Here is a 15,887-nt window from a genome sequence, read left to right as displayed (position 1 = left end):
CAGGGGTAATTACGATGAGAAAAACTACCGCAGTCACCACCACCGTCTCCGCGCTCTGTCTCACCGTGCTGTGCGGCCTGGCTCAGGCGGCCGATCTGCCGCAGTCGCTGGGCAAAGGCGAAGGCCGGCTGGACATCATCGCCTGGCCCGGCTACATCGAACGCGGCCAGTCCGACAAAAACTACGACTGGGTCACCCAGTTTGAGAAGCAAACCGGCTGTGCGGTGAACGTGAAGACCGCCGCCACCTCCGATGAAATGGTCAGCCTGATGGCCAAAGGCGGCTACGATCTGGTGACCGCCTCCGGCGACGCCTCGCTGCGCCTGATCTTCGGCAAGCGGGTGCAGCCGATCAATACCGCGCTGATCCCGAACTGGAAGAACATCGATCCGCGCCTGCTGAACGGCGCCTGGTATACCGTGGACGGCAAAACCTACGGCACGCCGTACCAGTGGGGGCCAAACCTGCTGATGTACAACACCAAAACCTTCCCGACGCCGCCGGACAGCTGGGCGGTGATCTTCCAGCAGCAGAACCTGCCGGACGGCAAGAGCAACCAGGGGCGGGTGCAGGCTTACGACGGCCCGATCTACATCGCCGACGCGGCGCTGTTCCTGAAAGCCACCCAGCCGCAGCTCGGCATCAGCGATCCTTACCAGCTCAACGAAGAGCAGTATCAGGCGGCGCTGAAGCTGCTGCGCAGCCAGCACGCGCTGATCCACCGCTACTGGCACGATACCTCGGTGCAGATGAGCGACTTTAAAAACGAAGGCGTGGTGGCTTCCAGCGCCTGGCCGTATCAGGCCAACGCCCTGAAGAGCGAGGGGCAGCCGATCGCCACCGTGTTCCCAAAAGAGGGCGTGACCGGCTGGGCGGATACCACCATGTTGCACAGCGACGCCAAACACCCGAGCTGCGCCTACCAGTGGATGAACTGGTCGCTGGAGCCGAAGGTGCAGGGCGACGTGGCGGCCTGGTTCGGGTCGGTGCCGGCTTCGCCGGCGGGCTGCAAGGCCAGCGCGCTGCTGGGTGAGAAGGGCTGCGAAACCAACGGCTTCAATCAGTTCGACAAAATCGCCTTCTGGAAAACGCCTCAGGCGCAGGGCGGCAAGTTCGTGCCGTACAGCCGCTGGACCCAGGACTACATCGCCATCATGGGCGGCCGCTAAGCCGCGGGGCGCAGCCCGCTGCGCCCGAATCACATCCGTATGGAGCACAGAAAATGACCATTGCCGTGCAATTCATCGATGTTTCGCGGACTTTCGGCGATGTTCGCGCCGTGGATCGGGTATCCATCGATATTCAGGACGGGGAATTCTTCTCCATGCTCGGGCCATCCGGCTCGGGCAAAACCACCTGCCTGCGCCTGATCGCCGGCTTTGAACAGCTGACTTCCGGCTCGATTCGCATTCACGGTCAGGAAGCCGCCAACCTGCCGCCGTATCAGCGCGACGTGAACACCGTGTTTCAGGATTACGCGCTGTTCCCGCACATGTCGGTGCTGGAAAACGTCGCCTACGGCCTGATGGTGAAGGGCGTCGCCAAACGCGAGCGGCTGGCGCGGGCGCAAGAGGCGCTGGAGAGCGTGGCGCTCGGTTTCGTTGCCGAACGCAAACCGGCGCACCTGTCGGGCGGCCAGCGCCAGCGCGTGGCGTTAGCGCGCGCGCTGGTCAATCGGCCGCGGGTGCTGCTGCTGGACGAGCCGCTCGGCGCGCTGGATCTCAAGCTGCGTGAGCAGATGCAGGGCGAACTGAAGAAGCTGCAGCGTCAGCTGGGCATCACCTTTATCTTCGTCACCCACGATCAAAGCGAAGCGCTGTCGATGTCCGATCGGGTGGCGGTGTTCAATAACGGCCGCATCGAACAGGTGGATACGCCGCGCGAACTTTACATGCGGCCGAAGACGCCGTTCGTCGCCGAGTTCGTCGGCACCTCCAACGTGGTGCGCAGCGAGCTGGCGCAGCGCCTGCTGGGCGAAAGCCGAACCTTCTCGATCCGTCCGGAACATATCCGCCTGCTGGAGCACGGCGGCGCGGCGCAGGACGAGATCCAGGTGCAGGGCACGCTGCAGGAAATCCATTACCAGGGCGCGGCCACGCGGTATGAAATCGCGCTGAACGGCGGCGAAAAGCTGCTGGTCAGCCAGGCCAATCCGCAGTGGATCGCCGAAGGGCAACAGCGGCAGATCGGCCAGCCGATCGTCGCCTGCTGGCCGCGCGCGGCGATGGTGCCGCTGCTGGAGGAGAGGTGAGATGGACATGAGCATCGATTCCCCCCGGCGCGCGGCGGTACCGTGCGCGCGCTGTCGACCTGGCTCTATCGCCGGCCGACGCTGTATCTGCTGTTACTGCTGGTGCCGCCGCTGCTGTGGTTCGGCGCGGTGTACCTCGGTTCGCTGCTGACGCTGCTGTGGCAAGGGTTTTACACCTTCGACGATTTCACCATGGCGGTGACGCCGGATCTGACCTTCGCCAACCTGGCGGCGCTGTTCAACCCGGCCAACTACGACATTATCCTGCGCACGCTGACCATGGCGGTGCTGGTGTCGCTGGCCAGCGCGGCGCTGGCGTTCCCCATCGCCTATTACATGGCGCGTTACACCAGCGGCCGCGTCAAGGCGTTCTTTTACATCGCCGTGATGATGCCGATGTGGGCCAGCTATATCGTCAAAGCCTATGCCTGGACTTTGCTGCTGGCGAAAGATGGCGTGGCGCAGTGGTTCCTGCAGCACCTGGGGCTGGAGCCGCTGTTGGCGTCGCTGCTGACGGTGCCCGGCGTCGGCGGCAACACGCTGTCGACCTCGGGGCTGGGGCGTTTTCTGGTGTTCGTCTATATCTGGCTGCCGTTCATGATCCTGCCGATCCAGGCGGCGCTGGAGCGCCTGCCGCCCTCGCTGCTGCACGCTTCGGCGGATCTGGGCGCCCGGCCGGCGCAGACCTTCCGTCACGTCATTTTGCCGCTGGCGGTGCCGGGCATCGCCGCCGGATCGATCTTCACTTTCTCGCTGACGCTGGGCGACTTTATCGTGCCGCAGCTGGTGGGGCCGCCGGGTTATTTCATCGGCAGCATGGTGTACGCCCAGCAGGGCGCGATCGGCAATATGCCGATGGCCGCGGCCTTTACGCTGGTGCCGATCGTCCTGATCGCCATCTATCTTTCCATCGTCAAACGTCTGGGGGCTTTCGATGCACTCTGAACGCGCGCCCTTAGGGCTGAAGCTGGCCGCCTGGGGCGGACTTGTCTTCCTGCATTTCCCGTTGGCGATCATCGCCATCTACGCCTTCAACACCGAGGACGCGGCCTTCAGCTTCCCGCCGAAGGGCTTCACGCTGCACTGGTTCAACGTCGCCGCCGGGCGGCAGGACATTATCGATGCGGTGTTGCTGTCGGCGCAGATCGCCTGCCTGGCGACCGCCATCGCGCTGGTGCTCGGCACCCTGGCGGCGGCGGCGCTGTATCGGCGCGATTTCTTCGGCAAGGACAGCATTTCGCTGCTGTTGCTGCTGCCGATTGCGCTGCCGGGGATCGTCACCGGCCTGGCGCTGCTGGCGGCGTTCAAAGCGCTGAACATCGAGCCCGGCATCCTGACCATCGTCGTCGGCCATGCGACGTTCTGCGTGGTGATCGTGTTCAACAACGTCATCGCCCGGTTCCGCCGCACCTCGTACAGCCTGATCGAAGCGTCGATGGATCTCGGCGCCGACGGCTGGCAAACCTTCCGTTACGTGATCTTGCCGAACCTCGGCTCGGCGCTGCTGGCCGGCGGCATGCTGGCGTTCGCGCTGTCGTTCGACGAAATCATCGTGACCACCTTTACCGCCGGCCACGAGCGCACGCTGCCGCTGTGGCTGCTGAACCAGCTCGGCCGCCCGCGCGACGTGCCAATCACCAACGTGGTGGCGCTGTCGGTGATGCTGTTGACCATGCTGCCGATCCTCGGCGCTTACTACCTGACCAAAGGTGGAGAAAGCGTCGCCGGCAGCGGCAAATAATTTCCTTACCCGACCTCTGACAAAAGGATAACCCTATGCAAAGCCAACTGTTGATTGACGGCCAACTGGTGAATGGCCAGGGCGCGACCCAGCCGGTGTATAACCCGGCGACCGGCGAAGTGATCGCGCAGGTGGCGGAGGCCAGCCCGGAGCAGGTCGATCGCGCGGTGCTGGCGGCGGACGCCGCGTTCGCCGCCTGGGGGCAAACCACGCCGAAGGAGCGCGCCGAGCATCTGCTCAAGCTGGCGGATCTGATCGACGAGCATGCCGAGACCTTCGCCAGACTGGAGTCGCTCAACTGCGGCAAGCCTTATCACTGCGTATTGAATGACGAACTGCCGGCGGTGGCCGACGTGTTTCGCTTCTTCGCCGGGGCCAGCCGCTGCCTGACCGGCATGGCCGCCGGCGAGTATCTGGCCGGGCACACTTCGATGATCCGCCGCGATCCGCTCGGCGTGGTGGCCTCGATCGCGCCGTGGAACTACCCGCTGATGATGGCGGCCTGGAAGCTGGCGCCGGCGTTGGCGGCGGGCAACTGCGTGGTGATCAAGCCTTCTGAGCAGACGCCGCTGACCACTTTCAAACTGGCCGAACTGGCCGCCGGGCTGTTCCCGCCGGGCGTGCTCAACGTGCTGTTCGGGCGCGGCGCCGGCGTGGGCGATCGGCTGACCGGGCATGACAAGGTGCGCATGGTGTCGCTGACCGGGTCGATCGCCACCGGCGAGCACATTATCGCCCACACCGCCGCCGGCATTAAGCGCACTCATATGGAGCTGGGCGGCAAGGCGCCGGTGCTGGTGTTTGACGATGCCGATCTGCAGCAGGTGGTCGACGGCATTCGCGGTTTCGGCTTCTACAACGCCGGGCAGGATTGCACCGCCGCTTGCCGCATCTACGCGCAGAAAAGCATTTATCCCGAGCTGGTCAAGCGGTTGGGCGAGGCGGTGGCCAGCCTGAAGATCGGCGCGCCGGACGACGAGAGCACCGAGCTGGGGCCGTTGATTACCGCCCAGCATCTGGAGCGGGTGGCCGGTTTTGTCGAGCGAGCCAAAGCGTTGCCGCACGTACAGGTGGTGACCGGCGGCGAGAAGGTGAAAGGGCCGGGCTACTACTTCCAGCCGACGCTGTTGGCGGGCGCGCGCCAGGACGATGAGATCGTGCAGCGCGAAGTGTTCGGCCCGGTGGTGACGGTGACGCCGTTCGACGACGAAGAGCAGGTGCTGGCCTGGGCGAACGAATCCAATTACGGGCTGGCGTCGTCCGTGTGGACCCGCGACGTGGGCCGCGCGCATCGCTTAAGCGCCCGCCTGCAATACGGCTGCACCTGGGTGAACACCCACTTCATGCTGGTGAGCGAAATGCCGCACGGCGGCCAGAAATTGTCCGGCTACGGCAAGGATATGTCGATGTACGGGCTGGAGGATTACACGGCCATTCGTCATGTGATGTTCAAACATTGATTTTACAGTAATTATCCGCACAATAGCGCGGCCTTCGAGCCGGCTCCGGCCGGCTGATGATAATAAAAATTGAAAGGAAGCCTATATGGGTATCACCAGACGCGATTTTCTCAACGGAGTGGCGATCACCATCGCCGCCGGGTTGACGCCGCTGCAAATCTTGCGCGCGTCGCCGCAAACCGCCAATCAAACCCTGTACTATCCGCCGGCGCTGACCGGGTTGCGGGGCAACCATCCGGGCTCGTTCGAGCATGCGCACCAGTTGGGGCGCGACGGCAAAACCTTTGATTTCGGCAGCGTACCCGCCGTTGAAGAGTTCGATCTGGTGGTGGTCGGCGCCGGCATCAGCGGGCTGGCGGCCGCCTGTTTCTGGCAGCAACTGAAAGGCGAGCGGCAGCGCATTCTTTTGATCGACAACCACGACGACTTCGGCGGCCACGCCAAGCGCAACGAGTTCAACAGCGACGACGGCATGCTGCTCGGCTACGGCGGCAGCGAATCGCTGCAGTCGCCGCGCTCCAACTTCAGCCCGGTGGCGATGGGGCTGCTGCGCAAGCTCGGCGTCGATATCGACCAACTGGAGCAGGCTTTCGACACCACCTTCTACCCGGATTTGAATTTGAGCCGCGGGGTTTACTTCGATCGCAAGAACTTCGGCGTCGACAAGGTGGTGAGCGGCGATCCGGGCCGCACGGTGGCGGACGACATTCCGCGCGATCGGCTCAACGGCCGTTCTTATGAAGCGTTCATCGGCGATTTCCCGCTGCCGGAAAGCGATCGCCAGGCGCTGATCGCGCTGCACACGGTGGAGAAGGATTATCTGCCGGAGATGACGCTGGAGCAGAAGGTCGAGTGGCTCGATACCCACAGCTATACCCAGTTCCTGCGCGAGAAGGTGGGCCTGAGCGAATTGGCGATCCGCTATTTCCAGCAGACCACCAACGACTTCCAGGCGGTGGGTATTGACGGCACCTCGTGCAGCGATGCGCGCATCTGCGATCTGCCGGGCCTTGACGGCATGAATCTGCCGCCGCTGGACGAAGAGTCGCAGGCGGATCTCGACGATCCTTACGTGTTCCACTTCCCGGACGGCAACGCCACGCTGGCGCGCCTGATGGTGCGCCAGCTGATCCCGGCGGTGGCGCCGGCCGGCAAGGACATGAACGACGTGGTGCTGGCCAAATTCGACTACAGCCAGCTCGATCGGCCGGAATGGCCGGTGAAGCTGCGTTTGAACAGCACCGGGCTGCACGCGGCCAACGTCGGCGACAAGGTGGAAGTCACCTACATGACCGGCGAGAAGATGACCAAAGTGCGCGCCGGGCAGGTGGTGATGGCCGGCTACAACATGATGATCCCGTATCTGGTACCGGAGATGTCGCACGAGCAGCAGGAGGCGCTGAAGCAGAACGTCAAGGCGCCGCTGGTGTACAGCAAGGTGGTGATCCGCAACTGGCAGCCGTTCATCAAGCTGGGTGTGCACGAGGTTTATTCGCCGGCCGCGCCGTACAGCCGCGTGAAGCTGGACTATCCGGTGAGCATGGGCGGTTATCAGCACCCGCGCGATCCGGATCGGCCGATCGGCCTGCATATGGTGTATGTACCGACGCTGCCGGGCAGCGGCCTCAGCACGCGCGAACAGTCGCGTAAAGGGCGCGCGTTGCTGCTGGGCACGCCGTTTGAAGTGCACGAACAGATGATCCGCGAACAGCTGCAGGGCATGTTGGGTGAGGCCGGTTTCGATCATCAGCGCGACATTCAGGCGATCACCGTCAACCGCTGGTCGCACGGTTACTCCTACTTCCTCAACGGGCTGTTTGACGACGAAGACGAAGCCAAGAAAATCATCGAAACGGCGCGGCAGCCGATCGGCAAGATCGCTATCGCCAACTCCGATGCCGACTGGAGCCCGTACGCCAACTCGGCGATCGATCAGGCGTGGCGCGCGGTGAACGAACTGGCCTACGGCAAGGTTGCCGCCAAGGAGGGAGCATGAGTCTGCGTTCGCTGTACCTGTTGAGCCTGCTGGCCGCCGGCGGCTCGGCCCAGGCGATGTCGGCCGGGGAATACGTCGCCAAAGCCGGTGACTGTACCGCCTGCCATACCGCACCGGGCGGCGCCGAATTGGCGGGCGGCATGAAGTTCCCGACGCCGCTCGGGGCTATCTACGCCACCAACATCACGCCGGACAAGCTGCACGGCATCGGCGCTTACTCGTTCGAAGAGTTCGATCGCGCCATGCGTCAGGGGATCGCCAAAGACGGTCACCGGCTTTATCCGGCGATGCCGTACACCTCGTACGCCAAAATGAGCGCGGAAGACATGCGCGCGCTGTATGACTATCTGATGAACGAGGTGTCGGCGCAGAACGTCGCCAACCGCGCCAGCGACATCAGCTGGCCGCTGTCGATGCGTTGGCCGCTGGCGGTGTGGAACCAGCTGTTCCACGACGACCAGCCGTATCAGGCCGATCCGCAGCAAAGTGCCGAGTGGAACCGCGGCGCCTACCTGGTGCAGGGCGCGGGCCACTGCGGCAGCTGCCATACGCCGCGCGGTTGGGCGATGCAGGAGAAGGGGCTGGACGGTAAGGAACCGGTGTTCCTGAGCGGCGCCGAGCTGGACGGCTGGTACGCTTCCAACCTGCGCGGCCTGCCGCCGGAAGAGGTGACGGCGCTGCTGAAAACCGGCCGCAGCCGCCATGCGGCGGTCGCCGGGCCGATGAGCGAGGTGGTGGCCCACAGCACGCAGTACCTCAGCGACGGCGATCTGAACGCCATCGCGGTGTACCTGCGCAGCCTGGCGCCGGACACCGTCGCCGGGGCCGCCTCGAAGGTTGCGCTGGCGGATAATCCGAGCGGCAAGGCGACCTATGCGATGTATTGCTCGACCTGCCACGGCAATAAGGGAGAGGGCACCGACTTCACCATCCCGGCGCTGGCGGGCAACGCCACGGTAACGGCGGACAATCCGCTGACTGCGCTGCGGGTGGTGCTGGAAGGGGCGCATACCCCGATCACGCAGCAGGCGATGGCGCTCGGGATGCCGGCTTACGGCTGGGCGTTGAACGACCGGCAGGCGGCCGACCTGATGAGCTATCTGCGGGGAAGCTGGGGCAACCAGGCGGCGCCGGTAACGGTGCAGCAGGTGCAGGACGCGCGCCAACTGCAGGCGAAATGAAGAGGGAGCGCGGTCTGACGGCCGCGCTCCGCAAGCATTACAGCACCTTATGCGGGCCGAAGCATTCGTAGTGGATGCGTTCGGCCTCTACGCCCATCTCCAGCAGCTGTTTGCCCACGAACTGCATGAAGGCCACCGGGCCGCAGAAGTAATAGTGCATTTGCGGATCGGCCAGGCTGCCGCGCAGCACGCTCAAATCCATCAATCCGCGGCTGTGGTAGTCGCGGCCTTCCACGTCATCGGCGCCCGGCTCGCGGTACCACACATGGCGGCTAAGATTCGGCATGCGCCCGGCAATATCCGCCACTTCCTCGGCAAAGGCATGCACGCTGCCGTTTTCCGCCGCGTGCAGCCAGTGGACCTGCGCCTGGTGTTGGTTGTCGTGCAGGCTGTTGAGCATGCCGAGCATCGGGGTTTGGCCGACGCCGGCGGAGATCAGCGCCACCGGCGTGGTCGGCGCCACATCGAGGAAGAAGTCGCCGTGCGGCGGGGCGATGTCGATCACGTCGCCTTCCTGCGCCTGCTGGTGCAGGTAGTTGGACACTTTCCCCTGATCTTCGCGCTTCACCGCGATGCGGTAGAACTCGCCGTTTGGTGAGGTGGTCAGCGAGTACTGGCGAATTTCCTGATGCTCCAGGCTGTCGTGCTTGATGTAGACCGCCAGGTATTGCCCCGGTTTGAAGTCCGCCACCCGGCCGCCGTCCACCGGTGCCAGCACGAAGCTGCAGATCACGTCGCTCTGCGGCTGTTTCTTCAGGATGCGGAATGCGCGCAGATCGCGCCAGCCGCCGTTGTCGGTTTCGCTCTGCTGATAAATCTGCTCTTCACGCTGAATAAACACGTTGGCCAGCACGCCGTAGGCTTTGCCCCAGGCGTCCAACACTTCCTGACCCGGGCTGAACATTTCGTCCAGCGTCGCCAGCAGGTGGCCGCCGACGATTTGGTATTGTTCCGGCTGGATATTGAAGCTGGTGTGCTTCTGCGCGATGCGCTCCACCGCCGGCAGCAGCGCCGCCAGGTTCTCGATGTTGGCGGCATAGGCGCAGATGGCGTCGAACAACGCCTGACGCTGATCGCCGTTGCGCTGGTTGCTCATGTTGAAAATGTCTTTCAATTCCGGGTTGTGCGCGAACATGCGATCGTAAAAGTGGGCGGTCAGCTTCGGCCCGGTCGCAGCCAGCAGGGGAAGGGTGGATTTAACGGTGGCGATGGTTTGGCTATCCAGCATGGGAGCGCTCCTTGGGTTGGGATCTTGACGAGAATTTTAATGATGCATTTTAAATGCATCTTATTGGGTTCCACGCCGCTTGTAAATACCCTTGTTTTCGTTGCGGTGTTCTTCGGGCGTCGATCGCGCTCACAGAACATGAAAAAAGCGCATCGTTCGCATGAGGAAATGTCCGTTGATAAACGGCGGCGTTTAGCGGATCAAAGCCTTGCGCTGCCTTATGCCAATCGTTTGCGTAAAAACCTCTGTCAAGACCTATCTTCGGTGGGGCGAAACGGTTTACACTGTGGCCCAGAACCCAAACGGGTAGTTATTTGGTGATTTTTTAGTTAGCTGATTTAAGTCAGGAGATGCCGGATGTTAAAGCGTGAAATGAACATTGCCGATTACGATGCGGAACTGTGGCGTGCCATGGAGCAGGAAGTGGTGCGTCAGGAAGAGCACATCGAGCTGATCGCGTCTGAGAACTACACCAGCCCGCGCGTGATGCAGGCTCAGGGTTCCCAGCTGACCAACAAATACGCTGAAGGCTATCCGGGCAAGCGTTACTACGGCGGCTGCGAATACGTGGATATCGTTGAGCAGCTGGCTATCGACCGCGCCAAAGAATTGTTCGGCGCCGATTACGCCAACGTGCAGCCGCACTCCGGCTCCCAGGCTAACTTCGCCGTTTACACCGCGCTGCTGCAGCCGGGTGACACCATTCTGGGCATGAACCTGGCGCACGGTGGCCACCTGACCCACGGTTCCCCGGTTAACCTGTCCGGCAAACTGTATAACGTGGTGCCTTACGGCATCGACGACAAAGGTCAAATCGACTATGACGATCTGGCCAAACAGGCGCAAACCCACAAGCCGAAAATGATCATCGGCGGCTTCTCCGCTTACTCCGGCGTGGTTGACTGGGCCAAAATGCGCGAAATCGCCGACAGCATCGGCGCTTATCTGTTCGTCGACATGGCGCACGTGGCCGGCCTGATCGCCGCCGGCGTGTACCCGAACCCGGTACCGCACGCGCACATCGTCACCACCACCACCCACAAAACCCTGGCGGGCCCGCGCGGCGGCCTGATCCTGGCGAAGGGCGGCGACGAAGAGCTGTACAAGAAGCTGAACTCCGCCGTGTTCCCTGGCGGCCAGGGCGGCCCGCTGATGCACGTGATTGCCGGCAAGGCGGTGGCGCTGAAAGAAGCGATGGAGCCTGAGTTCAAGGTTTACCAGCAGCAAGTGGCGGTCAACGCCAAGGCGATGGTTGACGTGTTCCTGCAGCGCGGCTACAAAGTGGTCTCGGGCGGCACCCATAACCACCTGTTCCTGCTGGATCTGGTCGACAAAAACCTGACCGGTAAAGAAGCGGACGCCGCCCTGGGCCGTGCCAACATCACCGTCAACAAAAACAGCGTGCCGAACGATCCGAAGAGCCCGTTCGTCACCTCCGGCGTGCGTATCGGCACCCCGGCCGTGACCCGTCGCGGCTTCAAAGAAGCCGACGTGCGCGAACTGGCCGGTTGGATCTGTGATGTGCTGGATAACATCAACGATGAAGCCACCATCGAACGCACCAAGAAGAAAGTGCTGGATATCTGCGCCCGCCTGCCGGTTTACGCATAATCCCGCTTTTGCCTGAAAAACCCGCTGCGGCGGGTTTTTTTGTGGCTGCTCGCGGCAAACTGTGAGCTGTCTGGCACTCTAACGCATTGACGTGGAATGAAGATTGCGGGCAGGTGTGAGCTCTGTCAAAGTATTGCCCTCACTCCGGAGGGATCATGGTTCTGCAATCCACGCGTTGGCTCGCGCTCAGTTATTTCACCTACTTTTTTCCTACGGCATTTTCTTACCGTTCTGGGGCGTGTGGCTGAAAGGCGAAGGCATCGCGCCCGAAACCATCGGCATATTGCTCGGCGCCGGTTTGGTGGCCCGCTTCCTCGGCAGTTTACTGATTGCTCCCCGCGTTAAAGATCCCTCTCATCTGGTTTCCGCGCTGCGCCTGCTGGCGCTGCTGACCCTGGCTTTCGCGGTTGGCTTCTGCTTCGGCAACGGCTGGGGCTGGCTGATGCTGGTGATAGCGGGCTTCAACCTGTTCTTCTCGCCGCTGGTGCCGCTGACCGACGCGCTGGCCGCCACCTGGCAAAAGCAGATCCGCATGGACTATGGCCGGGTGCGGCTGTGGGGCTCGCTGGCGTTCGTCATCGGCTCGGCGCTGACCGGGCAACTGGTGGCGGTGTGGGGCCATAACGCCATTCTCTACAGCCTGATCCTCAGCGTGCTGGCGATGCTGCTGGGCATGCTGCTGAAGCCGAGCGTGATGCCGCAGGGCGAAGCGCGCACGCACGGCGGGGCCGAGCGTTCGCTGTGGGCGCTGTTGAAAGAAGGGCCGGTGTGGCGCTTCCTGCTGTGTGTCACGCTGCTGCAGGGCGCGCACGCCGGCTACTACAGCTTCGGCTCCATTTACTGGCAGGAGGCGGGCTATTCGGCCTCGACCATCGGTTATCTGTGGTCGCTGGGCGTGGTGGCGGAAGTGATTATTTTCGCCAGCAGCAACGTGCTGTTCCGCCGCTGGAATGCGCGCAACCTGCTGCTGCTTTCCGCCTGTTGCGGCGTGTTGCGCTGGAGCCTGATGGCCTACAGCACCGAGCTGGGTTGGCTGCTGCTGATCCAAATCCTGCACTGCGGCACCTTCACCGTGTGCCATCTGGCGGCGATGCGCTTTATCGCCGCGCGCCAGGGGCAAGAGGTGATCCAACTGCAGGCGGTGTATTCGGCGCTGGCGATGGGCGGCGGTATCGCCGTCATGACGGTCATTGCCGGGTTCCTGTTCGAACATTGGCAGGGCGGGGTGTTCTGGGTGATGGCGGCGGTCGCGGTGCCGGCCTTGTTCATCCGGCCGCCGGCGGTCAGCGTCAGCCGGTGATTAAGGGGCTTCCAGCAGCGCGCGGATGGCCTGGCGCTGGCGGTTTTCCAGCGGCAGTTCGGTATAGATCAGCGGCGGGTGTGGAGCGCTGTGCACCGCCGCGTAGGGGGTGATCACCAGCGTGACGCCCTGCGGCGCTCCGCCGCACAGATAGTCGCTCAGCGGCAGATACTTGATGTTCAGCGGCAGCAGCGTGAGCTCGCGGATCTGATATTCCACTTCCTCTTCCAACTGCGGGTTATCCAGCGTCAGCAGCAGCACCTGTTTTTCCTGCAGCGCGTTGTCCTGCATCAGCCAGGCGCCGAAGCTGATGGCCACCAGGCCCGCCTCCTCGTTGGAAAAATGCACGCCGTACTCCTGCTCCAGCGGTTTCAACGCTTCCTGCGTGGTGCGCATCAGCCGCGGGTATTTGCGCACCACTTCTTCCAGCAGCATATTGTCGATGCCGATGGCGAAACGGCAGCGCTCCAGCGCCGGCGCCAGATGGGCGAACAGCTGGCTGACCAGCTCCGCCTTGCTGCTGAAAGCCATGCCGGACAGCTGCTGGAACCGCTCGACCATGCTGTCGATCGCCGTCATCAACCGCTGCTCATGCGCCGAGTCGTTGCTGTGGTAGCTGTGGCTTTTCAACAGGGTGAAGGTCAGCGCCAGGAAATCGCGCTCGTCCGCGTGCGGCGGCTGGTTAAACAGCCGGTTGCAGGTCTGATGCAGCCAGGCGGCGGCTTGCTGCTCCGGTTTTTGCCGCAGCCAGTTGCGCTGAACGGCGTCGAAACGCGGGTGTTGCTGCAGGCGGTTTTGCCAGGCGCAGTAGAGCAGATAATGCTGCAGGAATTGGCGGTCGCGCGCGTCAAAGTGACGATTGAGCAGCGGCTCGCAGGCGTCGAGCGCCTGGGCCAACAGCGATGTCGACTCGGCATCGGCCGCCAGCGCTTGCCGCAGGCGCGGGGCGAAATCGTCTTCGACGAACCGCGGGCTGCAGCGCAGGGTGCGCCTTAGCCAATGGAGCAGGCACAGGCGTTGGTTGAGCGCGCTGCCCCTCAATCGGTAGCCATGGTCGGGATCGACGGCGATCTCCAGATGGTGGAAACGCTGGATTTCACTGGCCACCTCGGCTATATCTTGCCGGGTTATCGGGGGGCGACGCCATTGATTCGGCTGAGGGTCTCCAGCTGTAACTCGGGCTCCGGCGTGTACAGCATCAGCAGCAGATGGCAGCGCCGTTGTTGTCCGGAGAGCTCAGGCACGGGAGAGGTGTCCAGGCTCATATCACCTTCCGGCATAAAAGGTTGCGATTATGCCTAAGCATAGCAAAAGGCTTTGTGCCGGCAGGGTTAACGCGCGGCTTTTACTTCGGCTTACAACTTTCGTCACAAATATCGCCGGCAGAGGCGGGCCGTTCGACATTTATTTGTGTTACGTTATAACAAATATAGGTAAAGCAGGATAATGATGAAGTTACGTCGACTTTTGGCTGCCTTTGGCGCCGTGTTCAGCGCCGGTGCGATCGCGCATCCGCACAGCTTTATCGATATGAACACTACCTTCGTCGCCAAGGACCAGCGGTTGGTCGGCCTGAAAATGGTGTGGGTGATGGATGAAATCACCTCGGCGGATCTGCTCTACGATGCGAAAAACGCCAAGAGCGATTCGGAAGTGTGGAAAAAGCTGGCGGCGGAAGTGATGGCCAACGTGCTGGGGCAGCACTATTTCACCGACCTTTACCGCGACGGCAAGCCGGTGAAATACCTGAACTTGCCCAGCGAATATCACCTGTCGCGCCAGGGCAACCAGGCGGTGCTGGAGTTCGTGCTGCCGTTGGCCGAGCCGCAGCCGCTGGCGGGCAAGCCGTTCGAGCTTTCTACTTACGATCCGACTTATTTCGTGGATATGACCTATAAAGACCAAAATGCGCTGCATTTGCCGCCGGAGATGGCGCAGCAGTGCAGCTACAAGCTGATGACGCCGAAGCCGAATGCGTCGCTGCAGGCCTATGCGCTGTCGCTCGACAAGAACGACTCGCCCGGTGAAGATCTGGCGCTGGGGCAGCAGTTCGCCCAGCGGGTGACGCTGCAATGTCGCTGAATCTCTCGCAACCGACGATAAACCGGCGCCACTGGGCTTTCGGCCTGTGGCCGCTGCTGCCGTTCACGCTGGCGCTGGCGGCCGCCGCGCTGCTGGCGTGGCACTATTGGCCGCAGCTGCTGATGCAGAGCGTGGTATGGCAAAAAGCGCTGCACCAGCAGATGGCGGGGTTGTTGCAGCAGGTGAAGGCCGCGCCGCAGCAGGCAGGGTTGGCGCTGACGCTGTTCAGCCTCGGCTATGGCGTTTTGCATGCGCTCGGCCCCGGCCACGGCAAAGTGGTGATCGCCACCTATCTGGCCACTCACCCGGCGCGGCTGAAAAGCAGCCTGAAGCTGACCTTTGCCGCTTCGCTGGTGCAGGGCGGGGTGGCGATCGCGCTGGTCACGCTGATGCTGGTGGTATTGCAGCTCTCTTCGCGCCAGCTGCACCAAAGCAGCTTCTGGCTGGAGAAGGGCAGCTTTATTCTGGTGATGTTGCTTGGCGTGTTGCTGAGTTGGCGCGCGCTGAAACGTCTGTTTGCGGCGATCAAGGCGATGCGCCCGGCGCCGGCGCTGCGCATTAACAGCCTGACGCCGCTGGCGGCGGAGCATGTGCACAGCGCCGATTGCGGCTGCGGCCACCGGCATCTGCCGAGCGACAGCGAGCTGCAGGCGGGAAGCGATTGGCGCACCCAGACCGCCATCGTGCTGGCGATGGGCATGCGTCCCTGTTCGGGGGCGATTTTGGTGCTGCTGTTCTCCAAGGTGATCGGCGTGTTCGGCTGGGGAGTGATCTCCGCGCTGGCGATGGCGTTCGGCACGTCGTTGACCATCTCCATGCTGGCGCTGCTGGTGCATTACAGCCGACGGCTGGCGGTTCGCCTTAGCCGCTCGCGTGCACCCGCCGCCTGGAGCGCGGTGGCCTGGGGCTCGTTGGCGCTGGCCGGGGGCCTGATCCTGTTGGCTGCCGGGCTGTTGCTGTACGTCAGCGCGCAGCCGGAATTCGGCGGCGGCATTCACCCCTTCTCCCGCTGACGGGCATAAAAAAAAGCGCTGCAT

Annotated in this window: 11 protein-coding genes and 2 pseudogenes; 11 read left to right on the top strand and 2 right to left on the bottom strand. The window is 62.9% G+C overall.

The genetic code is table 11. The features are described from left to right. Positions 1–14 precede the first annotated feature (14 nt). From ydcS to SERRSCBI_RS18210, 7 genes are all read left to right on the top strand, one after another. Entirely contained in the window at positions 15–1,169 is a 1,155-nt protein-coding gene (ydcS, locus tag SERRSCBI_RS18240; protein ID WP_042785219.1) for a putative ABC transporter substrate-binding protein YdcS, read from the top strand. Between the two features lie 53 nt (positions 1,170–1,222). Then, positions 1,223–2,251 carry an ABC transporter ATP-binding protein gene (locus SERRSCBI_RS18235; protein WP_033651579.1) on the top strand — a complete coding sequence of 343 codons (1,029 nt, stop codon included), beginning with the start codon at positions 1,223–1,225 and terminating at the stop codon, positions 2,249–2,251. Positions 2,252–2,293: 42 nt separating this feature from the next. Continuing rightward, positions 2,294–3,196, top strand: a complete 903-nt coding sequence (locus SERRSCBI_RS18230; protein WP_042785218.1) for an ABC transporter permease — start codon at positions 2,294–2,296, stop codon at positions 3,194–3,196. Continuing rightward, positions 3,186–3,992, top strand: coding sequence for an ABC transporter permease (locus SERRSCBI_RS18225; protein ID WP_016929774.1), 807 nt, complete (start codon positions 3,186–3,188; stop codon positions 3,990–3,992). The genes SERRSCBI_RS18230 and SERRSCBI_RS18225 overlap by 11 nt, the downstream gene beginning before the upstream one ends. A 35-nt stretch (positions 3,993–4,027) precedes the next feature. Beyond that, positions 4,028–5,452, top strand: a complete 1,425-nt coding sequence (patD, locus tag SERRSCBI_RS18220; RefSeq protein ID WP_033651578.1) for an aminobutyraldehyde dehydrogenase — start codon at positions 4,028–4,030, stop codon at positions 5,450–5,452. An 85-nt stretch (positions 5,453–5,537) separates the two neighbouring features. Further along, positions 5,538–7,448: an FAD/NAD(P)-binding protein gene (locus SERRSCBI_RS18215; RefSeq protein ID WP_042785217.1), complete on the top strand. Its 1,911-nt coding sequence runs from the start codon at positions 5,538–5,540 to the stop codon at positions 7,446–7,448. Continuing rightward, positions 7,445–8,629 (top strand): cytochrome c, encoded by a 1,185-nt coding sequence (locus SERRSCBI_RS18210; protein ID WP_042785216.1) that lies wholly within the window; start codon positions 7,445–7,447, stop codon positions 8,627–8,629. Before SERRSCBI_RS18215 ends, SERRSCBI_RS18210 begins: the two co-directional genes overlap by 4 nt. A gap of 37 nt (positions 8,630–8,666) precedes the next feature. Here SERRSCBI_RS18210 and hmpA read toward each other — a convergent pair whose 3' ends face one another. Beyond that, positions 8,667–9,857 (bottom strand): NO-inducible flavohemoprotein, encoded by a 1,191-nt coding sequence (gene hmpA / locus SERRSCBI_RS18205; protein ID WP_042785215.1) that lies wholly within the window; start codon positions 9,855–9,857, stop codon positions 8,667–8,669. 357 nt (positions 9,858–10,214) lie between these two features. On the opposite strand from hmpA, the gene glyA reads away from it, so the two are divergent. Further along, on the top strand, positions 10,215–11,468 hold the full coding sequence (glyA, locus tag SERRSCBI_RS18200; protein ID WP_025303922.1) for a serine hydroxymethyltransferase: 1,254 nt from the start codon (positions 10,215–10,217) through the stop codon (positions 11,466–11,468). Between the two features lie 155 nt (positions 11,469–11,623). Beyond that, positions 11,624–12,768 (top strand): annotated as a pseudogene (locus SERRSCBI_RS18195) (3-phenylpropionate MFS transporter). Here the strand turns inward: SERRSCBI_RS18195 and csiE are convergent. Beyond that, positions 12,769–14,033 (bottom strand): annotated as a pseudogene (gene csiE / locus SERRSCBI_RS18190) (stationary phase inducible protein CsiE). 181 nt (positions 14,034–14,214) lie between these two features. Here csiE and SERRSCBI_RS18185 point away from each other — a divergent pair. Both SERRSCBI_RS18185 and SERRSCBI_RS18180 read left to right on the top strand, forming a co-directional pair. Then, positions 14,215–14,850: a DUF1007 family protein gene (locus SERRSCBI_RS18185; protein WP_046687657.1), complete on the top strand. Its 636-nt coding sequence runs from the start codon at positions 14,215–14,217 to the stop codon at positions 14,848–14,850. Further along, entirely contained in the window at positions 14,841–15,863 is a 1,023-nt protein-coding gene (locus SERRSCBI_RS18180; protein WP_042785214.1) for a nickel/cobalt transporter, read from the top strand. Before SERRSCBI_RS18185 ends, SERRSCBI_RS18180 begins: the two co-directional genes overlap by 10 nt. Positions 15,864–15,887: the final 24 nt, after the last annotated feature.

The organism is Serratia sp. SCBI, assembly GCF_000747565.1.
GTDB classification, from domain to species: domain Bacteria; phylum Pseudomonadota; class Gammaproteobacteria; order Enterobacterales; family Enterobacteriaceae; genus Serratia; species Serratia ureilytica.
This window is presented reverse-complemented; position numbering and strand designations above follow the sequence as displayed.

What these genes read in the sequence shown, in the direction of transcription:
- ydcS (WP_042785219.1), top strand. Translation starts at nt 15, where the DNA reads ATGAGAAAAACTACCGCAGTCACCACCACCGTCTCCGCGCTCTGTCTC.
- SERRSCBI_RS18235 (WP_033651579.1), top strand. Translation starts at nt 1,223, where the DNA reads ATGACCATTGCCGTGCAATTCATCGATGTTTCGCGGACTTTCGGCGAT.
- SERRSCBI_RS18225 (WP_016929774.1), top strand. Translation starts at nt 3,186, where the DNA reads ATGCACTCTGAACGCGCGCCCTTAGGGCTGAAGCTGGCCGCCTGGGGC.
- patD (WP_033651578.1), top strand. Translation starts at nt 4,028, where the DNA reads ATGCAAAGCCAACTGTTGATTGACGGCCAACTGGTGAATGGCCAGGGC.
- SERRSCBI_RS18215 (WP_042785217.1), top strand. Translation starts at nt 5,538, where the DNA reads ATGGGTATCACCAGACGCGATTTTCTCAACGGAGTGGCGATCACCATC.
- SERRSCBI_RS18210 (WP_042785216.1), top strand. Translation starts at nt 7,445, where the DNA reads ATGAGTCTGCGTTCGCTGTACCTGTTGAGCCTGCTGGCCGCCGGCGGC.
- hmpA (WP_042785215.1), bottom strand. Translation starts at nt 9,857, where the DNA reads ATGCTGGATAGCCAAACCATCGCCACCGTTAAATCCACCCTTCCCCTG.
- glyA (WP_025303922.1), top strand. Translation starts at nt 10,215, where the DNA reads ATGTTAAAGCGTGAAATGAACATTGCCGATTACGATGCGGAACTGTGG.
- SERRSCBI_RS18185 (WP_046687657.1), top strand. Translation starts at nt 14,215, where the DNA reads ATGATGAAGTTACGTCGACTTTTGGCTGCCTTTGGCGCCGTGTTCAGC.
- SERRSCBI_RS18180 (WP_042785214.1), top strand. Translation starts at nt 14,841, where the DNA reads ATGTCGCTGAATCTCTCGCAACCGACGATAAACCGGCGCCACTGGGCT.